Consider the following 20262-nt stretch of genomic DNA (forward strand, 5'->3'; position numbering starts at 1 on the left):
CTGTGGCCCGTCCGGCAACGCTGCCGGACGTGGGGGGCAGACCCTTCCGGTGGAGGCGGAGCCGGAGAGGTCGGCCACCACTTAAAGGTAAAAGCGACGTTGCAGAGACTATTCCTTCAAGTTTCGAAGTCAATAGGGGGAGGCCAAGAAGTTACGCTGCACCCTTTGCACCATTGACTTCAAGTATTGAAGCGGTCACCGCAGGCGTTGACTAATGACTTTCGACACTCCGTCGCCCTGCATCGAGACGCCGTACAGCGCGTCCGCGACCTCCATCGTCCGCTTCTGGTGAGTGATCACGATCAGCTGGGACGACTCCTGCAGCTCCTCCATGATCCGGATCAGCCGCTGCAGATTGGTGTCGTCCAGCGCCGCCTCGACCTCGTCCATCACATAGAACGGACTCGGCCGCGCCTTGAAGATCGACACCAGCAGCGCCACGGCCGTGAGGGAGCGCTCCCCGCCGGACAGCAGCGACAGCCGCTTGACCTTCTTGCCCGGCGGCCGCGCCTCCACGTCCACGCCCGTGGTGAGCATGTTGTCCGGGTCGGTGAGCACCAGCCGCCCCTCCCCACCTGGGAAGAGCCGCGAGAACACGCCCTCGAACTGACGCGCGGTGTCCCGGTACGCCTCCGTGAACACCTGCTCGACGCGCTCGTCGACCTCCTTCACCACCTGGAGGAGATCCGCCCGCGTCTTCTTCAGGTCCTCCAGCTGCTCGCTCAGGAACTGATGCCGCTCCTCCAGCGCCGCGAACTCCTCCAGCGCCAGCGGATTGACCTTGCCGAGCTGCTGATACGCGCGCTCGGCGGCCTTCAGCCGCTTCTCCTGCTGCCCCCGGACGTACGGCACCGGCCGGTTGCGCGGATGCTCCGGGTCCTCCGGCAGCTCCTCGCCCTCCGCGGGCGGCGACGGCGGTACGAGCTGATCCGGGCCGTACTCGGCGATCAGCCCGGCCGGTTCCACGCCCAGCTCTTCCAGCGCCTTCGACTCCAGCTGCTCGATCCGCATCCGCTTCTCGGCACCCAGCACCTCGCCCCGGTGCACCGAGTCGGTCAGCTTGTCCAGCTCGCCCTTGAGGTCACGGCCCCGGTTGCGCGCGGCCTCCAGCTCGCGTTCGCGCTCGGCCTTGGCGCGCTCGGCCGCGTCCCGCTCCTCGGCGGCCCGTACGAGCGACACCTCCACGTGCGCCAGCAGCTGCCGGGTTCCGTCCGCCACCGCCGACGCCACCTGCGCCTCGTGGCGCAGCCGCGCGCGCCGCTGCTCGGCGCGCGCCCGCGCCTCGCGCTCGGCGCGCGCGCCCCGGTCGAGCGCGTCGGCCCGCCCCGCGAGCCCCTTCACACGCTCCTCATGGGTACGGGCCTGGAGCCGCGCCTCCATCTCGGTCTGCCGGGCGTTGGCGCCGTCCGCGGCGAGCCGGTCCCGTACGGAGGTGTCCGGCTCCTCCTCCCCCGGCTGCTCCTCGGCCACCGCCAGCCGCTCGGCCAGCTCCTCGGCCTCCCCCATCGCCTTCTCCAACGCCTCCTCGGCCCGTGCGGCGGCCGCGGCCGACCGCTCCGCCTCCCCCGCCGCGCCCCGCGCCTGCCCGGAGAGTCGGCCGAGGTCCTGCGCGACCTGCGACTTCTCCCGATCCGCCGCGCTGCGCCGGGCCGCCAGCTCATCCACCAGCGCCACGCACTCGGTACGCCGCTCCCCCGCCGCGCGCTGCGCCCCGGCCAGCTCCTCGCACCGTACGGCCAGCTCCTCCAGCTCCGCCGCCGCCTCGTCGACCGACGCCTGCACCTCCAGCAGACTGGGCGCTCCGGCGGACCCGCCCTGCGCGAAGTGCGCCCCGAGCAGATCGCCGTCGGCGGTCACCGCGGTCAACTCGGGCCGATCCCGGACCAGTTCCTCGGCCTCCTCCAGCGTCCCGACCGCCACGACGCCGTCAAGCAACCGCCGCACGACCCCCACCAGCCCAGCAGGCCCGTCCACCAGCCCCGCCACCAATTCACCCCCGGCAGGACGCGGCACCCGTACGGATACGTCCCGCCGGACAGCCCCCGCCGCTTCAGCGGCCACCGGACGAGGCTGATCGCCGCCCTCGGCAGTACGGGCCTCCGGCAGCCCCGCCGGACCATCCGACACCTCGGAAACGGCCCCGGCCCCCGCGCCCAGGGCAGGCGAGTCCGCCGGGGCGGTGGCGCCGCCCACCTCCGGCACCGCCGCGTGGGCTTGGCTCCCCGAAGCGGCGGCCGGGACGGAGGGCTCACCGGCAACGCCGGGCGCGGCGCACGAGGACAGGCCCGCCGGGCCGTCCGCCGGGGCGGGGGCGGCCTCACCAGGCGGGGTCCGTGTGCCCGGCACCACGGGCGGGCCCGTTGGCCCGTCCGACGCCACGGGGGTGGCGCCCGGATCCGTACCCGCACCGCCCGGCATGCCGACGGCAGCCGCTGCCGCGTTGGTCTGGCCCCCCGAGGCGGCGGCCTGGGCGGAGGGCTCACCGGCGGCGGGCGTTCGCGTGCCCGGGAGCGGGGGGCCGGTTGGGAGCAAGGTGGCTCGGCCCGCGTCTTTGGTGCGGAGGTGGCGGATCGCCTGCGCGGCGGTCGTGGGGTCGGTGACGGCGATCGCGTCGGCGGCGGCGCCCAGGGCCGCGGCGACCTGGACCTCGTAGCCGGGGCTGACCGTCAGCAGTTCGGCGGCCGGGCCGAGGAGGCCGGTGAGGCGGTCGGCCGCGGCCAGCAGCGCGCCGGTGCCGTCCTTGCGGCGGAGGCCGAGGGCCAGGGCGTCGTGCCGGGCGGCGGTCGCGGCGCGGTCGCGTTCGGCGGCGGTCGCGGCCTCGCGGGCCGCGCTCAGCGCGGTCTCCGCCTCGGACAGCTCCCGCTTGGCGGCCTCGTGGCGCTCCGCCAGTTCCGCGTCGTCCGCGTCGAGTCCGTCGACCTCGGCCTTGAGCTGTTCGTACTCCTCCTGCGCGGCGGTGGCCCGGGTCTGGGCCTCGTCGCGGGCGGCGGCCAGGCGTTCGATCTCGGCGCGGGCCGAAGCGGCGCGGCCACGGGCGGCGTTGACCTGGCCCTGGAGCCGGGCGAGCCCTTCGCGGCGGTCGGCGATGGCGCGGGCGACGTCCTTCAGGCGGCGCTCCTCCTGCGCCAGGTTCCGTTCGAGTTCCGCGCGGTGCTCGACGGTGTCGTCCAGGGCGCGGCTGGCCGCCTCCAGGGCGGCTTCCAGCTCGGCTTCCTGCTCCCGGATGCGGGCCGCCTCGCGTTCCATGTCCTCGGGGTCGCGGCCGCGCCGCTCCTCGGCGGGGGCGGTGGTCGCGCTCTTGACCCGGGCGTCGGCCAGGCTGACCGTGCCGCGCACCCGCTCGGCGAGCTGGGACAGCTCGTACCAGGTCTGCTGGGCGTCGCGGAGCCGCGGGGCGAGCTGCCGGACGTGTTCCTCCAGGGCGGCCTCGCGCTGCTGGGCGGTGCGCAGCTCGGCCTCCGCGACCTCCTTGCGCTTCTTCAGCTCGGCCTCGTCGGCGACCTCGGCGCGCAGTGCCTCGCGCAGGGTGACCAGGTCGTCGGCGAGCAGCCGCAGCCGGGCGTCGCGCAGGTCGGCCTGGATGACGGCGGCCCGGCGGGCGACCGCGGCCTGCCGCCCGAGGGGCTTGAGCTGCCGCCGCAGCTCGTCGGTGAGGTCCTGGACGCGGGCCAGGTTGGCCTGCATGGCGTCCAGCTTCCGCAGCGCCTTCTCCTTGCGTCTGCGGTGCTTGAGGACGCCCGCGGCCTCCTCGATGAAGGCCCGGCGGCCGGTCGGGTCGGCGTGCAGGACGCCGTCGAGCTGACCCTGTCCGACGATGACGTGCATCTCGCGGCCGATGCCGGAGTCGGACAGCAGTTCCTGGATGTCCAGCAGCCGACAGGTGTCGCCGTTGAGCTGATACTCACTGCCGCCGTTGCGGAACATGATCCGCGTGATGGTGACTTCGGCGTAGTCGATGGGCAGCGCGCCATCGGCGTTGTCGATGGTGAGGGAGACCTCGGCGCGGCCGAGCGGGGGACGGCCGGTGGTCCCGGCGAAGATGACGTCCTCCATCTTGCCGCCGCGCAGCGACTTGGCGCCCTGTTCGCCCATGACCCAGGACAGCGCGTCCACGACGTTGGACTTGCCCGACCCGTTGGGGCCGACGACGCAGGTGATACCCGGTTCGAAACGGAGCGTCGTGGCAGAGGCGAAGGACTTGAAGCCTCGTAGGGTCAGGCTCTTCAGGTGCACGCCGTTGGACTCTACCTTCCGGGCCCCTTCCGGCAGCCTCCCCTGCGCGTGGCGCCGCGGGCCCGTCCCGGCTTTTTCCCGCTTTCCTCAATGATCGGTTTCACCGACGAGGGGGTGGGGCACATCAGTCGGTAAGAGAAAACTGGAAACGCGGGGGAACGACGAAGGGACGCCGAGGCGTCCCTTGAAGATTCTCAAGCGGCTGACGGTTCAGCCCGACCGGCCCGAGGGCTGGGTCAGGCGAGCGCAGGCTCCGCCTGGGATACGTCGATGCTGTCGAGCAGCGAGTCGCCGTGACGAGCGGCGGCCGACAGCGAGTCGTTCTCGGCCTGAATCCGAACCAGCTCGGATTCAAGATCCTGAACGCGCTGCTGAAGCCGTCGCATCTCGGCGAGGACTCGGGGGTCGGAGCCGCCGACGTAACCGAGAAGCGCCTTTGCCATGATGGATGGTCCTCCACACTGAGTGACCGACCGAAGCGGTGTGGGTCGTGAGGGATTCGCACCCGCGATGTCCGCCGATATTGCCGTGCTGAGGTGGCGGACAAGTTAAGGTGCGCGGGGACTTCCAGAGTCTCACCAATTGGTTTGAGGGTCAACACGATCACATGCCGCCGACACCGCGAGGGCCGAGAGCACAAGGGGACGCGAGCTGCGCCGCCCGCTCTCCAGAGGACCCGTAGCGGTTGGGGATCTTCCTACGCTCCGCAGCCTTCCACGGAGCGGCGTCGTTCGCAACCATCAGCCGATTTCTGCTCACAGCGCGCACGGAAGGCGTGGTCAGCGGGGCGTCGGGAGGGGGCCGAACGGGGGTCTCGCGGGGGCTCGCTCAGCGGATCTCGAAGCTCTCGTAGGCACCCCGCGGTGTGTCCCAGATCTCGGTGACTCCGTCGACCCGCCCGGGCGTGTCGCCCTCCCGCAGCCAGTCGAGCAGCTGTTCGCACCCCGCACGCGGGCCCTCCGCGACCACCTGTACGCGACCGTCGGCGAGGTTGGAGGCGAAGCCCGCGAGGCCTCCGATGCGCAGCGCGTTGGCCCGGGTGAACCATCGGAAGCCGACGCCCTGGACCCGGCCGCGGACCCACGCCGTAAGGCGCACGTTGTCGTTCATGTGTGCACGCTAACCGGCTAATTGGCGCCTCGGCACATTCAGCTCCTACCGCATGGCGTACAGTCCCGCCTCAACGAGACTCACTCACACGAGTGACACATGAGTTGCCCACAGAAGCCACACATTTGACGCTCTCACACATAAGGAAGGCAGGAGATGGGCCGCCATCGACGATCTGCCCCCGGCTCCGCGACGCCGCCCGAGGTGGGCGCCGGCCGCCACCGGGGACCGCGCCGTAGCCCTCTCGCACCGGTGAGAACCGGACTGTTGAGTGTGTCCGCCGCCGTCGCGGTGGGCGCTGTGGCCATGGCCTCCGGCCTGGTTCCGGGTGGCCCCGCCGGTCTCGGCGGCGGCAGTGAACCCGCCGGTCAGGTGCAGGCGGGCGGATCGCCCGGCACCGGCCTGGACACCCAGGGCCCGGGGGCGTCCTTCCCCTCGGGCGGCACCGGGACGTCGACGGGTTCCGGCGAAACGAGCCCGCAGTCGCCGTCCACGTCCCCCTCCCAGACCCCCTCGAAGCCCGCCGGAACGCCGTCCACGACACCGGCCGAGCGCCCCGGGTCCGGCAGCAAGCCGGGCGGGTCCGGTGGCGGCGGTGGCGGTGGCGGATCGGACTCGTCCACTCCGTCCCGTACGCCCACGACCGACCCGGTGCCCAGCCTCCCGCCGGAGAAGCCGGACCGGGCGGCGGCGGCCGAGAAGGCGGTCATCGCCCTGGTGAACCAGGAGCGGGCGGCGGTCGGCTGCCAGCCGGTGACCGAGGACCGGAAACTCGCCCAGCTGGCGCAGGACTTCAGCGACGACATGGCGATACGCGACTTCTTCGACCACACCAGCCCGGACGGCGAGGACCCCTGGGAGCGCGCCAAGCTCGCGGGCATCCTGGACCTGGGCGGGGAGAACATCGGCCGGGGCCAGACCACCGCGCAGGACGTGATGGACTCGTGGATGGACAGCCCCGATCACCGGGCGAACATCCTCAACTGCCAGTACACGACGCTCGGCGTCGGCGCGCACTTCGGTGACGAGGGCCCCTGGTGGACCCAGGACTTCGGCTACTAGACGCGGAGAGTGCTCTAGACACGGAGAGCGCTCACCGGACGACAGCGCGATCCGGCGGAGAGCGCTGAGCGTATGGTGTGTGCATGGAATGTGAACGCACCGCCGCCAGCCACCCGGCGGAGGACACCGCCGGGGACCTGGCCTTCGACGTGTTCGCGCGCGCCTGTCCGTCCCGCGCCACGCTGGAGCACATCACCGGCAAGTGGGGCGGCCTCACTCTGACCGCCCTCGCCGAGAGCGGCTGCCGCTTCAACGAGCTGCGGCGGCGGGTCGACGGGGTCAGCGAGAAGATGCTGTCCCAGACGCTGCACGCACTGGAGCGGGACGGTCTGGTGCACCGCGAGGCCCAGCCGGTCAATCCGCCGCGCGTGGACTACCGGCTCACCCCGCTGGGGCAGGCGGTCGCCGAACGGCTGCTGGCGCTGATCCACCTGGTCGAGGGGCGGATGCCGGAGGTGCTGAGCGCCCGGGAGGCCTACGACGGGCGGCGCGGCGAGAGCGCCGAGACCCCGACCGGGCGCGGCGGGCGCTGACAGCGCGGGCAGAAGTAGCTGGAGCGGTTCATCCAGGGGCGGCGGCGCATGGCGGTGCCGCAGCGGCGGCACGGCTCGTCCTCCCGGCCGTAGGCGTCGAGCGAGCGCTCGAAGTAGCCCGACTCGCCGTTCACATTGACGTACAGGCTGTCGAAGCTGGTGCCGCCCACCGCCAGTGCCGCGCTCATGACATCCCGCACATGGCCGAGGAGTTCGGTGGAGCGCGGCCGGGTGAGGGTGGCGGTCGGCCGGTCGTAGTGCAGCCGGGCGCGCCACAGCGCCTCGTCGGCGTAGATGTTGCCGACGCCGCTGATCAGCGACTGGTCGAGCAGGGCCCGCTTGACGGTGGTACGGCGGCGGCGCAGCGCGAGGTGGAAGGCCGCCTCGTCGAACGCGGGGTCCAGCGGGTCGCGGGCGATGTGCGCGATCGCGTCCGGCAGCCCCTCCAGGTCGCCGGGTACGGAGCCGTGCAGCGAGAGCCCGCCGAAGGTGCGCTGGTCGACGAAGCGCAGCTCGGTGCCCACGTCGTCGGCGAACCGGACCCGGATGCGCAGATGCTTCTCGTCCGGGGCGGCGCCGGGCTGGACGAGCAGCTGGCCGCTCATGCCGAGATGGGCCAGGACCGCTTCGGCGGTGTCCTCGAACGGCAGCCACAGATACTTGCCTCGGCGGCGGACCGCCCCGGTGCGGCGGCCCTTCATCCGGGCCGCGAAGTCCTCCGCGCCGCCCAGGTGGCGGCGGACCGCGCGGGGGTGCAGCACCTGGACCTCGTCGACCGTACGGCCGCTGACCCAGCGCTCCAGACCGCGCCGGACCACCTCGACCTCGGGCAGCTCGGGCAACGTGACTCCTGAAGAGGGATCACCGGCACTCCGGCCCCGGTCGGTGACCGGGGCCGGGGCGGTGCCTAACGGGTGGTGGTGGCCGAGTCCGCGGCCGGGGCGCTAGCGGCCCCGGCGCCGTCGGCGGCTGTCTCGGCCGCTGCCTCGGCCTCCGCCTCGACTTCCGCCTTGGCCTCTGCTTCTGCCTTGGCCTCGGCTTCCGCCGCGGCTTCGGCCTCCGCCTTGGCCTTCGTCTGCGCCTCGTCGGCGGCAGCGCGGATCGCGCGCCAGGCGGCCTCGGCCGCCTGCTGCTCGGCTTCCTTCTTGCTGCGGCCGGTGCCGGTGCCGTACGCGACACCACCGACGCGGGCGGCAGCCGTGAAGGTCTTCTCGTGGTCGGGCCCGGTCTCGGAGACCAGGTACTCCGGAACCCCAAGACCCTCGGTGGCGGTCAGCTCCTGGAGACTGGTCTTCCAGTCCAGGCCGGCGCCGAGGTTAGAGGACTTCTCGATCAGTGGGTCGAAGAGCCGGTGCACCAGTTCGGCGGCGGCGTCGAGTCCCCGGTCGAGATAGACCGCGCCGATCACCGCTTCCAGGGTGTCGGCGAGAATGGATGCCTTGTCCCTGCCCCCGGTGCCCTCTTCGCCCCGGCCGAGCCGGATGAAGGCGCCGAGGTCCAGACCCCGGCCCACCTCGGCGAGCGCGCGCGAGTTGACTACCGCGGCCCGCAGCTTGGCCAGCTGACCTTCGGGCAGATCCGGGTGGATGCGGTACAGCGTGTCGGTGACCACCAGGCCGAGCACCGAATCCCCGAGGAATTCCAGCCGCTCGTTGGTGGGCAGACCGCCGTTCTCGTACGCGAAGGAGCGATGGGTGAGCGCACGCACCAGAAGGGCGGACTCGAGCTGATACCCGAGCCGCCCTTCCAGGATCGTGTGGGACGAGGCCTTGTCCGCCTGGACCGTATCGCCGCCGCGCTGATGACCTCCGCGAGGTTCACCCGCGCGCTTGCGGGACGGCGTGCTGGCGTCCGACATAGAGCCTGTCACCCGCCGATCAGACCTCGAGGACCTGGCGGCGGTTGTAGGTGCCGCAGCTCGGGCACGCGATGTGCTGCTGCTTCGGCTCGTGGCAGCGCTCGCACGCCACCAGGGTGGGGACCGCAGCCTTCCACTGCGACCGGCGGTGGCGCGTGTTGCTGCGCGACATCTTCCGCTTCGGAACAGCCACGGCTACTTCTCCTGTGGGTCATCCCCGCGCGGGCGGGGGGCGTTGTCCTTCTCGCCGTCCTGAATGGACTCGGCGAGTCCCTGCAATGCCGCCCAACGGATGTCGACGGCTTCGTGGTGGTGGTCCGGGTCGTCCGCGAGGCGCGCACCACAATCGGCACACAGCCCCGGGCAGTCCTCCCGGCACACCGGCTGCAACGGCAGTGCGAGCACCACCGCGTCGCGCAGCACGGGCTCGAGGTCGAACAGGTCGGCCTCGAGGAAGAGGGTGTCCTCCTCCTCGGCGTCGTCGCCGGTGTCCGCGTCGCGGCTCCGGTCGTCGGCGTCGGGGTAGGAGTACATCTCCTGGAAGTCCACTTCGAGCTCTCGCTCCAGCGGCTCCAGACACCTTACGCACTCCCCCGTGAGCGGTGCACGGGCGGTGCCTGTGACAAGCACCCCTTCCATGACCGACTCAAGGCGGAGGTCAAGCTCCACGGTCGCGCCTTCCCGCACCCCGATGACCTCGATGCCGAGGTCCTTGGGGGCCGCCACGGAGCGGGAGACCCGCTTGAGCGCACCAGGACGCCGCCCCAGCTCGCGTGTGTCGAACACGAGGGGGGCACGGTGGTCGAGGCGGGCGTTCAGGGCTTCCTGCTTTCTACGCTGCGGCGGGCCGCCCGGCATGGACTTGAAGCGGGCAGCCGAGATCGCGGACGTACTCGCGACCGAAGAGCCAGGATACTGGACGGGCCGCTTCAGGCCCAATCGGGTGTCGGACGGCTCCGGAACGCCGGAGGCCTAGCGTCCCTGCTCGTACTGGCGCAGCTGGTCGAGGTCGATCATGCTCGTGTCGAACAGGCTGGTCTCGTCGAGCGCCGCGCCCGGCTGCTGCGGGGGGTACGGGGGCTGCTGCGGGTGCTGCGGCTGCTGGACGTAGCCGTTCGGGTCGTAGCCCTGTTGTTGCTGCTGCTGCCAGCCGTAGGCGTCCTGCTGCGGATATCCCGCCTGCTGGACGTACGGGTCCGGCTGCTGGACGTACCCCTGCTGCGGGTAGCCGTACGCGTCCTGCTGCGGGTAGCCCGGCTGCTGGACGTAGTACCCGGCGGCCGCGGCGGGGTCCATGGCCGCGGGGTCCATCGCGGCGGGCTGGACGGCAGCGGGCTGCACGGCGGCGGGCTCGATGACGGGCGGCTGCGGTACGGCCGCGGGCTGCGCGGTGGCGTCCTGGGACTGGGCCAGCTCCGCGTAGTAGTCGTCGTCGCTGGTCCGCAGGGCCTGGGCGGCCGCGTCCTGGGCCGCCATATGGGCGCCCAGCTCGTCGGCCGGGCGGGAGCCGAGCAGCTTCTGCCGCCCCCGGCCGACCGCCTCCAGGGTCTTGCCGAGCACCGCGGAGACGGCCCCCAGCTTGGTGTCCACGTACTCGTCGGCGCGCTGCCGCAGGGTGTGCGGATCGGCGCTGCGCTCCGGCTCGTCGTCCATGCCGTCGCCGCCGGGCACCCGGCCGAGCAGCTTGTCGCGGCCCCGGTCCACCGACCCGATGGTCTTGGTCAGCACGACCTCGAAGTTGGCGAGCTTGCTGTCGACGTAGTCGTCGGCCTCGGCGCGGATCTCCTCGGCCTCCCGGCGGGCCTCTGTGAGGATCCGGTCGGCCTCCTCCTGCGACGTACGGGCCACCTCGGTCGCGGAGATCAGCTGGGCGCGCTCGGCGTGCGCGGACTCGATGATCCGCGTCGCCTCCTGGCGGGCGTCGTCCACCATCCGGTCCCGCCCGCCGATCAGCTCCTCGGCATGGGCGAGCGAGTCGGGGAGCGCGGCGCGCACCTCTTCGAGCATGGCGAGCAGGTCGGCGCGGTTGACCACGCACGAGGCCGACATGGGCATGGCCCGGGCACTGCCGACGGCGCTCACGATCTCGTCGAGCTTCTTCTGCACGTCCACCTTGGGTGCTCGCAGTCTGAGTCGGAGGGGATGAGACGGGACCGACTGTACGGCCAGCGGGCGCCTGCCCGACACCCGCTGAGCCGCCGTCAGTGCCCGTCCGCGCTACTTCCGCCGGAGCCGTTCGTCCAGGGCCTCCAGGACGAGCGGCGGCACCAGGTGGGAGATGTCACCGCCCCAGGCCGCGACCTCCTTGACCAGGCTGGAGGAGAGGAAGCTGTAGGTGGGGTTGGTGGGCACGAAGAGGGTCTCCACGCCCGACAGGCCGTTGTTCATCTGGGCCATCTGCAGCTCGTAGTCGAAGTCGCTGACGGCCCGCAGCCCCTTGACGATGGCGGGGATGTCGCGCTGCTTGCAGAAGTCCACGAGCAGCCCGTGGAAGGCCTCGACCTCCACGTTCCCGTACTCGGCGGTGGTCTGGCGGAGCAGATCCATCCGCTCCTCCACCGTGAACAGCCCCTGCTTGGACTTGTTGATCATCACGGCGACGTGGACGACGTCGTACAGCTTGGACGCTCGGCCGATGATGTCCAGATGCCCATTGGTGACGGGGTCGAAGGACCCCGGACAGACTGCGCGGCGCAACGGAAGTTCCTCGCTCTCGGGTCCGGTCATGACGCGTTGTCGCACGTCGAGGCGGCGCGACCGTACCAAAGCGTGCCCTCGCCGTAGCGACGGGACCGCAGTCCCTCGAAACCGGCCGGCCACCCGAACTCCCCGCCTCTGGTGCTGCGCTCCACGGTGACCAGCGCTTCCGGTGCGAGCCAGCCTTTGCCACGGAGTGTGATCAGGATCTCGCGGAGCTCGTCGTCGGTGACGGCGTAGGGCGGGTCCAGGAAGACGACGTCGTACGGACCGGAGGCCGGGGCCGGGCCGTCGACGGCCGCCTCGGCCTTCCCGGTCCGCAGCTCGGCGCCGGGCAGCCCCAGCGCCCGGACGTTCTCCCGGATGGTGCGGGCGGCGCGCGGGTCCGACTCGACCAGCAGCACATGGGCCGCGCCCCGGGACAGCGCCTCCAGGCCGACCGCGCCCGATCCGCCGTACAGATCGAGGACGCGGACCCCGCTCAGCGAGCCGAGCAGCGACTCCCAGGTGGAGAACAGGCCCTCGCGCGCCCGGTCCGAGGTGGGTCGGGTGCCGTTTCCCGGCGGCACGGCCAGGCGACGTCCGCCGGCCGCTCCGGCGATCACGCGGGTCATGGGTGTGGCAGTCCTTCGCGGTGGTCGTCGCGGTGGTCGGGGCGGCGGCGGGCGGGTACGCCGACCCGCCGCCCCTCCACGATATGGCGTCCGGCGCCGCACGGGACCCCCGCACGCCCCCTACGGATCACCCCTTGTCGAGGAATTCCTCCCGCTCCTTGTCCAGCAGGGCGTCCAGCGCGGTGCGCAGCTCCGGGTAGCCGGTCAGCTCGGGGTCGGCCGTGACGATCGCGGTGGCCTCCTCGCGGGCGGCGGCGATGACCTCCTCGTCGTCGATGACGGCGAGCACCCGCAGCGAGGAGCGGACGCCGGACTGGGCCTGGCCGAGGACATCGCCCTCGCGGCGCTGCTCCAGGTCGATCCGGGACAGCTCGAAGCCGTCGAGGGTGGCCGCGACCGCGCCGAGCCGCACCCGGGCGGGGCTGGCCTCGGGCATCTCGGTCACCAGCAGACACAGCCCCGGTGCCGAGCCGCGCCCGACGCGGCCGCGCAGCTGGTGCAGCTGGGAGACGCCGAACCGGTCGGCGTCCATGATCACCATGGCGGTGGCGTTGGGGACGTTCACACCCACCTCGATGACGGTCGTGGCGACCAGCACGTCCACCCCGCCCGCGGCGAAGCGGCGCATCACCTCGTCCTTGGCCTCCGGCGCCATCTGGCCGTGCAGCACCTCCACCCGCAGATCGCGCAGCGGGCCCGTGGCGAGCTGGTCGGCGACGTCGAGGACGGCGAGCGGCGGGCGCTTCTCCGCCTCGTCCTCGGCGGACTTCTCCTTCCCCGCCTTGGTCGCCTTCGCCCCCTTCGCCCCCTTCTCCTCGTCTTCGTCGTCCCCGATGCGCGGGCACACCACATACGCCTGGTGGCCGCCCGCCACCTCCTCCCGCACCCGCTCCCAGGTCCGGGCCAGGAAGTGCGGCTTGTCCTTGGCGGGCACCACATGGGAGGCGATCGGTGAGCGGCCGGCCGGCAGCTGGTCCAGGACGGAGGTCTCCAGGTCGCCGAAGACGGTCATCGCGACGGTTCGCGGGATCGGGGTGGCCGTCATCACCAGCAGATGCGGGGGCTGCTTGCCCTTGGAGCGCAGGGCGTCGCGCTGTTCGACGCCGAAGCGGTGCTGCTCGTCGACGACCACCAGGCCCAGATCGTGGAACTGGACCTTGTCCTCGATCAGGGCATGGGTGCCGATCACGATCCCGGCCTCGCCGGTGACCAGGTCCAGCAGCGCCTGACGGCGGGCGGCGGCGCCCATGGAGCCGGTGAGCAGCACGACCTTGGTGCCCTGCTCGGCGCCCCCGAGCATGCCGCCCTCGGCCAGCTCGCCCATCATCTCGGTGATCGAACGGTGGTGCTGCTGGGCCAGGACCTCGGTCGGTGCGAGCATCGCCGCCTGTCCCCCGGCGTCGACGACGCCGAGCATCGCGCGCAGCGCGACCATCGTCTTTCCTGATCCGACCTCGCCCTGGAGGAGGCGGTGCATGGGGTGGTCGGTGGCCAGGTCGGTGAAGATCTCGGCGCTGACCCGCTGCTGGCCGTCGGTGAGGGTGAACGGCAGCCGGGCGTCGAAGGCGTCCAGCAGGCCGCCGTCCACCCGCCTGCGGGGGGCTGCGGGGGCCGTCGCGTCGGCCTGGCGGCGGCGGGCGAGGGCGACCTGCAGGACGAACGCCTCGTCCCACTTGAGCCGGTCGCGCGCGTCGGCGATGTCGGCCTTGGTGCGCGGGCGGTGGATGCGGCGCAGCGCCCCGGGCAGCGTGGCCAGCCCCCGGCCCTCGCGGAGGGATTCGGGCAGCGGGTCGATCAGCCCGGCCAGCACGGTGTCCTCCTGGCCCGCCGGGCCCAGCACCGTGTCGATGGCCTGCTGGATCTGCCAGGACTCCATCTGCTTGCAGGCCGGGTACAGCGGCAGCAGCTGGTTGGCGAACGCCTCCGCGGCGTCCGACCCGCTGTCCCCGCGCAGCAGCTTGAACTCGGGGTGCGCCAGCTGCCGCTTGTGGTTGAAGACCGAGACCTTCCCGGCGAACAGAGCGCGGCTGCCGGGCAGCAGCTCGGAGCGCGGCTTGTGGACGCCCTTGCCGAAGAAGACGAGCTGGAGGCGGCCGCTGCCGTCGGTGATGGTGACCTCCAGCCGCTGGCCCCGGCCGCTGTTGAACTTGTGCACCCGGGCGTCCGCGACCTGCGCGACCACGGTCACATGCTCGTCCAGGGGCAGATCGGCCAGCCGCGTCAGCTCGCCGCGCTCCGCGTACCGGCGCGGGTAGTGGTGCAGCAGGTCGCCGACCGTGTGCAGGTCGAGGTGCTCGGCCATCACCTTCGCGGTGTTGCCGCCGAGGACTTTCTTCAGGGGTTCATCCAGCACGGGCACGCAGTCCATTCCACACCACGCCACCGACAAGCGGGGCCCTTCACGGGGTCATTGCCGGGATCTTGCCCGGGATCATTCGACGCCTATGATCAGCGGCGCGGAGGGCTGGCCACCCCGGTAGACGATCGTGTCGACGGCGAAGTGGCCCTCCCGTACGTGCCGCTCCAGCCGCTCGGCGATGTCGTCCGGGAGGTCCGCGCCGAGCACCAGCGTGACCATCTCCCCGCCCGCCGCCAGCATCCGGTCCAGGACCGTCTCGGCGGTCGGGGCCAGTTCGGTGCCGATCACCGCCACATCGCCGTCGATCAGGCCCAGGACGTCCCCGGCCTGGCAGACCCCGGCCATGGTCCAGGACCGGTGCTCGGCGACGGCCAGTTCGGCGCAGCGGGTGGCGCCCGCGGCGGAGGTCATGGCGACGACGTCCTCGTCGAAGCTGCGGGCGGGTTCGTGTACGGCGAGCGCGGCGATGCCCTGGACCGGGGAGCGGGTGGGGATGACGGCGACCCGTACGCCCTCGGCGCGGGCCTGCGCGGCGGCGGCCGCCGCCGGGTGACGCAGCTCGGCGTCGTTGGGCAGCAGCACCACCTCGCGCGCGTGGGCCCGCAGGATCGCCTCGGCCAGCTCGCCGCCGCCGGGCGGCTTCCCGGGCTCGGCGGCGACCACGGTGGCGCCTGCCTCGGCGCACAGCGCGGCGAGCCCGTCGCCGGGGACGACGGCGACCACGGCGCGGGTCGCGCGCTCGCCGGACGGCCGGTCGGGCCACCGCCCCCTCCGGCTCGCCTCGGGGCGGCCGGGCTCCGGGACGGCGGCGGGACGGCGCTCGGCGGGGGCGCCGAAGTGGGTGATGCGGACGCGGTACGGGCGTCCGGCCTCGATGCCCGCCTCCACCGCGGCGCCCGCGTCGTCCACATGGACGTGGACGTTCCACAGCCGGTCGCCGCCGACGATCACGAGGGAGTCGCCGAGTGCGTCCAGCCGCTCGCGCAGGGCGGGGACGGCGTCGTCGTCGGCTTCCAGGAGGTAGATCACCTCGAACGCGGGCCCGTCGGCGGAACAGTCCGCCGGACCGGGCTCCCCGGAGGGCAGGGCGGGAGCGGGGATGGCGGGGGCAGCGGGCGGCGCGGCCGGGGGTTCGCCGGAGAGCGCCTCGGCGAGCCCGCCCAACACCGTGACCAGGCCGTAGCCCCCCGCGTCGACGACGCCCGCGCGGGCCAGCACATCGAGCTGCCCGGGGGTCGCCTGAAGCGCGGTGCGCGCCCCTTCGTACGCCGCCCGCGCCACCGCGCCGACGTCCCCGGTGGCCCGCTCCGCGCTTTCGGCCGCGCCCATGGCCACGGTCAGCACGGTCCCCTCGACGGGATGCGCGACGGCCAGGTACGCCAGCTGGACGGCGCGCCGCAGGGCCCGCCGCAGCCCGTCCGCCTCGCCGCCGCTCTCCGTACCACCGCTCTCCGTACCGCCGCCCTCGGCCAGCACGTCCGCCATGCCGCGCAGCAGCTGGGCCAGGATGGTGCCGGAGTTGCCGCGCGCGCCGATCAGCGCGCCATGGGCCATGGCGCGCACCACGTCGGCGAGGCTGGGGCGGGCGGCTCCGGCCGAGGCGGGGTGGCGGTCGAACGCGGCGTCGACGGCCTGGGCGGCGGACTCGACGGTCAGATACAGATTGGTGCCGGTGTCACCGTCCGCGACCGGATAGACGTTGATCGCGTCGATGTCCTCGCGGGCCCGGCCCAGCGCGTCCAGCGCCAGCCCGCACCAGATCCGTACCGCATCGGCGTCGAGCGTGTGCGGCACGTACGTACTCCTCGGGGTCGGGCTGCGCGTCATCGCAGGCTAGTCGCCGCCCTCCGCAGGGGCTGGGGCAGCCATGATAGTTTCGTTGTACGGGAGTGGCCGTTGTATGCTGCTCCGGTTGCCCGATGAGAGTCGGGCTATTCCCCCTGGCGCCGCCGGTCTTCCGATCCTGGCTACGCCGGGGTTCCGTTCAAGTTTCTGTCTCCTCGCGGGAAGCGAGGCTGACCCGTCTTTGGAGTAACCCGTGGCTGCCAACTGCGACGTCTGCGGCAAGGGGCCGGGCTTCGGCAACAACATCTCGCACTCGCACCGCCGCACCCGCCGTCGTTGGAACCCCAACATCCAGACGGTGCGCGCTGTGGTCGGTCGGACCCCGAAGCGGCTCAACGTCTGCACCTCGTGCATCAAGGCCGGCAAGGTCTCGCGCTAGGCGCACGCCTTCCCCCGCGCAAGCGGGGTTCCGGTTGCCGAGGCCGGTCCACGCATGACGGTGGACCGGCCTTTACGCATGCCCGGACGCGCCCTTTCGGGGCTTACTCGCCGGCCGTCAGCCAGCCGTGGTCGACCGGGCCGATGCCCGCGCCCAGGGGGAAGCCCGCCTCGATCGCGCCCGTGACGTACGCCTTGGCCGCCGTGACGGCCTCCGGGACCGCCATGCCGCCCGCGAGGTAGGTGGCGATCGCCGAGGCGAGGGTGCAGCCGGTGCCATGGGTGTGGCGGTTGTCGTAGCGGGGCGCCCGCAGCCAGTGCTCCTCGGTGCCGTCGGTGAGCAGGTCCACCGCGTCGCCCGGCAGGTGGCCGCCCTTGATCAGCGCCCAGCGCGGGCCGAAGTCCAGCACCGCGCGCGCCGCCCGCCGCAGATCGCCCTCGGAACCGGCCCGGATGCCGGTCAGCTGGGCCACCTCGTCCAGGTTGGGGGTGGCGACGGTGGCGGTGGGCAGCAGCTTGGTGCGGACCGCGTCCAGCGCCTCGGCGGCCAGCAGCGGATCGCCGTGCTTGGAGACCCCGACCGGGTCGACGACCACCGGCGCGGGCAGCCCCGCGAGCAGCCCGGCGACGGTCTCGACCAGCTCGGTGGTGGCCAGCATGCCCGTCTTGACCGCCTGGACGCCGATGTCGTCCACCACGCTGCGGAACTGGGCGCGGACCGCCTCCGCGGGCAGCTCCCAGGCGCCCTGGACGCCCTGGGAGTTCTGCGCCGTCACCGCGGTGAGCACGCTCATCCCGTGCGCGCCCAGGGCCAGCATCGTCTTCAGGTCGGCCTGGACGCCCGCACCGCCGCCGGAGTCCGACCCGGCGACGGTGAGGACGCGGACGGGCACCCGGCTGTCACGAGGAACACGGGGTACGCGGGGGACATCGGTAGACATGGCCATACGGCCGAATCTACTCGGCGCCCTGGTCATCCCCGAAATGGTCCCAGCCCGCGTGCACCCAGGGCGCCCCGTCGACCGTCACCTGCGGCAGCGCCGACGGGTTAAGCACCTCGCCGATCACCTTCCAGCGGGCGGGCAGCTTCACGTCGGACGGGAAGGTGGCCACGATCGCGTGGTCCTCTCCCCCGCTGAGCACCCACTGGATCGGGTCGACGCCGACGGCCTGCCCGATGTCCGACATCTGCGTGGGGATGTCGATGTCCCCCGAGCGCAGATCGATACGGACCTGGCTGGCGTCGGCGATATGCCCGAGGTCGGCCACCAGACCGTCGCTGACGTCGGTCATCGCGGTCGCGCCGAGCCCGGCGGCGGCCGGTCCCGCGTGGTACGGCGGCTCCGGTCGGCGGTGCGCCTCGACGAAAGCGCGCGGTGAGCGGAAGCCGCGCGAGAGCACCGCGTGCCCGGCGGCCGACCAGCCCAGCCAGCCGGTGACGGCGACAACGTCGCCCGGCCGGGCACCGGATCGGGTGACCGGCTCATGGTTGCGCAGATCGCCCAGCGCGGTGATGGCGATGGTGATGGCGTCTCCGCGCACCACGTCGCCGCCGACCACCGCGGCGCCCGCCACCTGGCATTCGTCGCGGATCCCGTCCATCATCTCGGCCGGCCAGGTCACCGGCAGATCGGCGGGCACCACCAGGCCCAGCAGCAGCGCGGTCGGCACCGCGCCCATGGCCGCGATGTCCGCGAGGTTCTGCGCGGCGGCCTTGCGGCCGACGTCATAGGCGGTGGACCAGTCCCGGCGGAAGTGCCTGCCCTCCAGCAGGACGTCCGTACTGGCCACCACTCTGCGGTCGGGGGCGGCCACGACCGCCGCGTCGTCCCCGGGCCCCAGCTTCACCGCCGGGGTGGTGGTGAGCCGGGAGGTCAGCTCTCTGATGAGCCCGAACTCCCCCAACTCGCCCACGGTGCCCTTCATCGCATTGCCCCTTCGTGCTCGTGGCCCTCTGCCCGCCGCGCGGCGCACCCCGCGCGGGTCTCCCCGCGCCGCATGGCGACGCGGTACCGTGGCGTCCCTTCTCCCCACATGATCCTCGTAGCCGCCCTGGAGGTTCCGTGGTACAGGCGTACATCCTGATCCAGACCGAGGTTGGCAAGGCGTCGACCGTCGCCGACGTCATCGCCAAGCTCCCGGGGGTGATACAGGCCGAGGACGTCACAGGGCCGTACGACGTGATCGTGCGCGCCCAGGCCGAGACGGTCGACGAACTCGGTCGCATGGTCGTCGCGAAAGTCCAGCAAGTGGAAGGGATCACGCGCACGCTCACCTGCCCGGTGGTCCATATCTAGATCCTGCTCCCCCCGAACGCCCGGCCGGTGAGGCGGGCCACCGGGCCGACGCGGCCCGGTGGCCGGACGCCTTGCGGAACTAGCGCAGGCCCGTGGAGCGGCGCAGCGCGGCCTGGATGAGCCGGTCCACCAGCTCGGGGTAGGTCACGCCGCTCTCCTGCCACATGCGCGGGTACATGGAGATCGGGGTGAAGCCGGGCATCGTGTTGATCTCGTTGATCACGAACTCGCCGCTGTCCAACAGGAAGAAGTCCGCGCGCACCAGGCCCTCGCAGGACACCGAGTCGAACGCGCGCACCGCCAACTCCTGGACCCGCTCGGTCTGCTCCGCGGTGAGCGGCGCGGGCACCACACCGGGGGCCGCGTCGATGTACTTGGCCTCGAAGTCGTAGAAGTCGTGGCTGGAGACCGGGGGGATCTCGGCGGGCACGCTGGCCCGCGGCCCGTCCTCGAATTCCAGCACCCCGCACTCGATCTCGCGACCGCGCAGCAGCGCCTCCACGATGACCTTCGGGTCGTGGCGGCGGGCCTCCTCGATCGCCTCGTCCAGCCGCTCCGGGCCGTCGACCTTGGTGATGCCGATGGAGGAACCGGCCCGGGAGGGCTTCACGAACACCGGCCAGCCGTGCTCGGCGGCGAAATCGGTGATCCTGGCGCGGGCGGCGGCGGGGTCGCGCTCCCAGTCGCGGGGGCGGATGACCTCGTACGGGCCGACGGGCAGCCCGAACGAGACGAACACCCGCTTCATGTACTCCTTGTCCATGCCGACCGCGGAGGCCAGCACCCCGGCGCCCACATAGGGCACCCCGGACAGCTCCAGCAGCCCCTGGAGGGTGCCGTCCTCGCCGTACGGGCCGTGCAGCATGGGGAAGACGACGTCGACGTCGCCGAGGGCCTTGGGCACCGCGCCCGGCTCGCTGTAGACGACCTCGCGGCTGCCCGGGTCGACCGGCAGCACGACCGACCCCTCCTCGGACTCGGCGAGCCGGTCGACGCTCGGGAGCCGCCGGTCCGCGATGGCCATCCGCTCGGGCTCGTCGGCGGTGAGCGCCCAACGGCCGTCCGACGTGATGCCGATCGGCAGCACGTCGTACTTCTCGCGGTCGATGGCGCGCAGCACGGCCCCCGCGGTGACCACCGAGATGGCGTGCTCGGAGCTGCGTCCGCCGAAGACGACGGCGACGCGCGGCTTCCGCGGCTCGCCGGTGGAGGAAGCCGGGACAGGGCTTGAGGAAGGAGTCTCGCTGCTCATATCGCGTTGAGGTTACCTTGCGGT

General features: G+C 72.5%; 18 protein-coding genes and 1 pseudogene. 4 read left to right on the forward strand and 15 right to left on the reverse strand.

The annotated features are described in order from the left end of the window. Positions 1-195: 195 nt before the first annotated feature. The 3 genes from ACWC5C_RS15955 to ACWC5C_RS15965 form a co-directional block, all read right to left on the reverse strand. A complete protein-coding gene (locus tag ACWC5C_RS15955) occupies positions 196-4233 on the reverse strand; it encodes an AAA family ATPase (RefSeq protein WP_450875983.1) in 4038 nt (1345 codons plus the stop codon). A 236-nt stretch (positions 4234-4469) separates the two neighbouring features. Beyond that, a complete protein-coding gene (locus ACWC5C_RS15960; protein ID WP_385439375.1) occupies positions 4470-4676 on the reverse strand; it encodes a hypothetical protein in 207 nt (68 codons plus the stop codon). A 385-nt stretch (positions 4677-5061) separates the two neighbouring features. Then, positions 5062-5343 carry an acylphosphatase gene (locus tag ACWC5C_RS15965; RefSeq protein WP_450875984.1) on the reverse strand — a complete coding sequence of 94 codons (282 nt, stop codon included), beginning with the start codon at positions 5341-5343 and terminating at the stop codon, positions 5062-5064. A gap of 273 nt (positions 5344-5616) precedes the next feature. Here ACWC5C_RS15965 and ACWC5C_RS15970 point away from each other — a divergent pair, with 273 nt between their 5' ends. Together ACWC5C_RS15970 and ACWC5C_RS15975 are read left to right on the forward strand one after the other, a co-directional pair. Then, complete coding sequence (locus tag ACWC5C_RS15970) at positions 5617-6405, forward strand: CAP domain-containing protein (RefSeq protein WP_450876157.1); 789 nt, start codon at positions 5617-5619, stop codon at positions 6403-6405. Positions 6406-6488: 83 nt separating this feature from the next. After that, complete coding sequence (locus tag ACWC5C_RS15975) at positions 6489-6938, forward strand: winged helix-turn-helix transcriptional regulator (protein ID WP_450875985.1); 450 nt, start codon at positions 6489-6491, stop codon at positions 6936-6938. Here the strand turns inward: ACWC5C_RS15975 and mutM are convergent. The 9 genes from mutM to ACWC5C_RS16020 form a co-directional block, all read right to left on the reverse strand. Further along, positions 6881-7780: a bifunctional DNA-formamidopyrimidine glycosylase/DNA-(apurinic or apyrimidinic site) lyase gene (gene mutM / locus ACWC5C_RS15980; RefSeq protein ID WP_450875986.1), complete on the reverse strand. Its 900-nt coding sequence runs from the start codon at positions 7778-7780 to the stop codon at positions 6881-6883. The genes ACWC5C_RS15975 and mutM overlap by 58 nt on opposite strands. A 65-nt stretch (positions 7781-7845) precedes the next feature. Continuing rightward, positions 7846-8796, reverse strand: a complete 951-nt coding sequence (gene rnc, locus ACWC5C_RS15985; RefSeq protein ID WP_450875987.1) for a ribonuclease III — start codon at positions 8794-8796, stop codon at positions 7846-7848. A 19-nt stretch (positions 8797-8815) separates the two neighbouring features. Then, positions 8816-8989: a 50S ribosomal protein L32 gene (rpmF, locus tag ACWC5C_RS15990; protein ID WP_009714764.1), complete on the reverse strand. Its 174-nt coding sequence runs from the start codon at positions 8987-8989 to the stop codon at positions 8816-8818. A gap of 2 nt (positions 8990-8991) precedes the next feature. Then, complete coding sequence (locus tag ACWC5C_RS15995; protein WP_450875988.1) at positions 8992-9654, reverse strand: YceD family protein; 663 nt, start codon at positions 9652-9654, stop codon at positions 8992-8994. Between the two features lie 114 nt (positions 9655-9768). Then, positions 9769-10908 (reverse strand): cell division initiation protein, encoded by a 1140-nt coding sequence (locus tag ACWC5C_RS16000; protein WP_450875989.1) that lies wholly within the window; start codon positions 10906-10908, stop codon positions 9769-9771. A gap of 105 nt (positions 10909-11013) precedes the next feature. Beyond that, complete coding sequence (gene coaD, locus ACWC5C_RS16005; RefSeq protein ID WP_385439361.1) at positions 11014-11493, reverse strand: pantetheine-phosphate adenylyltransferase; 480 nt, start codon at positions 11491-11493, stop codon at positions 11014-11016. Between the two features lie 26 nt (positions 11494-11519). After that, the gene (gene rsmD, locus ACWC5C_RS16010) at positions 11520-12107 is read right to left on the reverse strand and encodes a 16S rRNA (guanine(966)-N(2))-methyltransferase RsmD (protein WP_450875990.1); all 588 of its coding nucleotides are present in this window, start codon (positions 12105-12107) and stop codon (positions 11520-11522) included. A 127-nt stretch (positions 12108-12234) separates the two neighbouring features. Continuing rightward, the gene (gene recG, locus ACWC5C_RS16015; protein ID WP_450875991.1) at positions 12235-14475 is read right to left on the reverse strand and encodes an ATP-dependent DNA helicase RecG; all 2241 of its coding nucleotides are present in this window, start codon (positions 14473-14475) and stop codon (positions 12235-12237) included. 63 nt (positions 14476-14538) lie between these two features. After that, positions 14539-16293 (reverse strand): DAK2 domain-containing protein, encoded by a 1755-nt coding sequence (locus ACWC5C_RS16020; protein ID WP_450875992.1) that lies wholly within the window; start codon positions 16291-16293, stop codon positions 14539-14541. Positions 16294-16504: 211 nt separating this feature from the next. Between ACWC5C_RS16020 and rpmB the strand changes: the two are divergent. Beyond that, positions 16505-16615: pseudogene (rpmB, locus tag ACWC5C_RS16025) on the forward strand (50S ribosomal protein L28); the annotation flags it as partial. Between the two features lie 178 nt (positions 16616-16793). Here the strand turns inward: rpmB and thiD are convergent. Both thiD and ACWC5C_RS16035 read right to left on the reverse strand, forming a co-directional pair. Continuing rightward, complete coding sequence (gene thiD / locus ACWC5C_RS16030; protein ID WP_450876158.1) at positions 16794-17630, reverse strand: bifunctional hydroxymethylpyrimidine kinase/phosphomethylpyrimidine kinase; 837 nt, start codon at positions 17628-17630, stop codon at positions 16794-16796. Positions 17631-17646: 16 nt separating this feature from the next. Beyond that, positions 17647-18615 (reverse strand): thiamine-phosphate kinase, encoded by a 969-nt coding sequence (locus tag ACWC5C_RS16035; RefSeq protein WP_385439351.1) that lies wholly within the window; start codon positions 18613-18615, stop codon positions 17647-17649. A 137-nt stretch (positions 18616-18752) separates the two neighbouring features. Here ACWC5C_RS16035 and ACWC5C_RS16040 point away from each other — a divergent pair, with 137 nt between their 5' ends. Then, entirely contained in the window at positions 18753-18986 is a 234-nt protein-coding gene (locus tag ACWC5C_RS16040; RefSeq protein ID WP_009714774.1) for an Lrp/AsnC family transcriptional regulator, read from the forward strand. Between the two features lie 79 nt (positions 18987-19065). On the opposite strand, the gene ACWC5C_RS16045 is transcribed toward ACWC5C_RS16040, so the two are convergent. Further along, entirely contained in the window at positions 19066-20238 is a 1173-nt protein-coding gene (locus ACWC5C_RS16045; RefSeq protein ID WP_450875993.1) for a D-alanine--D-alanine ligase family protein, read from the reverse strand. Between the last annotated feature and the right edge of the window lie 24 nt (positions 20239-20262).

The organism is Streptomyces sp. NPDC001700 (assembly GCF_053596435.1).

Excerpts from the sequence above, each read along its gene's own strand:
- ACWC5C_RS15960 (WP_385439375.1), bottom strand. The coding sequence starts at position 4,676 with ATGGCAAAGGCGCTTCTCGGTTACGTCGGCGGCTCCGACCCCCGAGTC.
- ACWC5C_RS15965 (WP_450875984.1), bottom strand. The coding sequence starts at position 5,343 with ATGAACGACAACGTGCGCCTTACGGCGTGGGTCCGCGGCCGGGTCCAG.
- ACWC5C_RS15975 (WP_450875985.1), top strand. The coding sequence starts at position 6,489 with ATGGAATGTGAACGCACCGCCGCCAGCCACCCGGCGGAGGACACCGCC.
- rnc (WP_450875987.1), bottom strand. The coding sequence starts at position 8,796 with ATGTCGGACGCCAGCACGCCGTCCCGCAAGCGCGCGGGTGAACCTCGC.
- ACWC5C_RS15995 (WP_450875988.1), bottom strand. The coding sequence starts at position 9,654 with ATGCCGGGCGGCCCGCCGCAGCGTAGAAAGCAGGAAGCCCTGAACGCC.
- rsmD (WP_450875990.1), bottom strand. The coding sequence starts at position 12,107 with ATGACCCGCGTGATCGCCGGAGCGGCCGGCGGACGTCGCCTGGCCGTG.
- recG (WP_450875991.1), bottom strand. The coding sequence starts at position 14,475 with ATGGACTGCGTGCCCGTGCTGGATGAACCCCTGAAGAAAGTCCTCGGC.
- ACWC5C_RS16020 (WP_450875992.1), bottom strand. The coding sequence starts at position 16,293 with ATGACGCGCAGCCCGACCCCGAGGAGTACGTACGTGCCGCACACGCTC.
- thiD (WP_450876158.1), bottom strand. The coding sequence starts at position 17,630 with ATGTCTACCGATGTCCCCCGCGTACCCCGTGTTCCTCGTGACAGCCGG.
- ACWC5C_RS16035 (WP_385439351.1), bottom strand. The coding sequence starts at position 18,615 with ATGAAGGGCACCGTGGGCGAGTTGGGGGAGTTCGGGCTCATCAGAGAG.
- ACWC5C_RS16045 (WP_450875993.1), bottom strand. The coding sequence starts at position 20,238 with ATGAGCAGCGAGACTCCTTCCTCAAGCCCTGTCCCGGCTTCCTCCACC.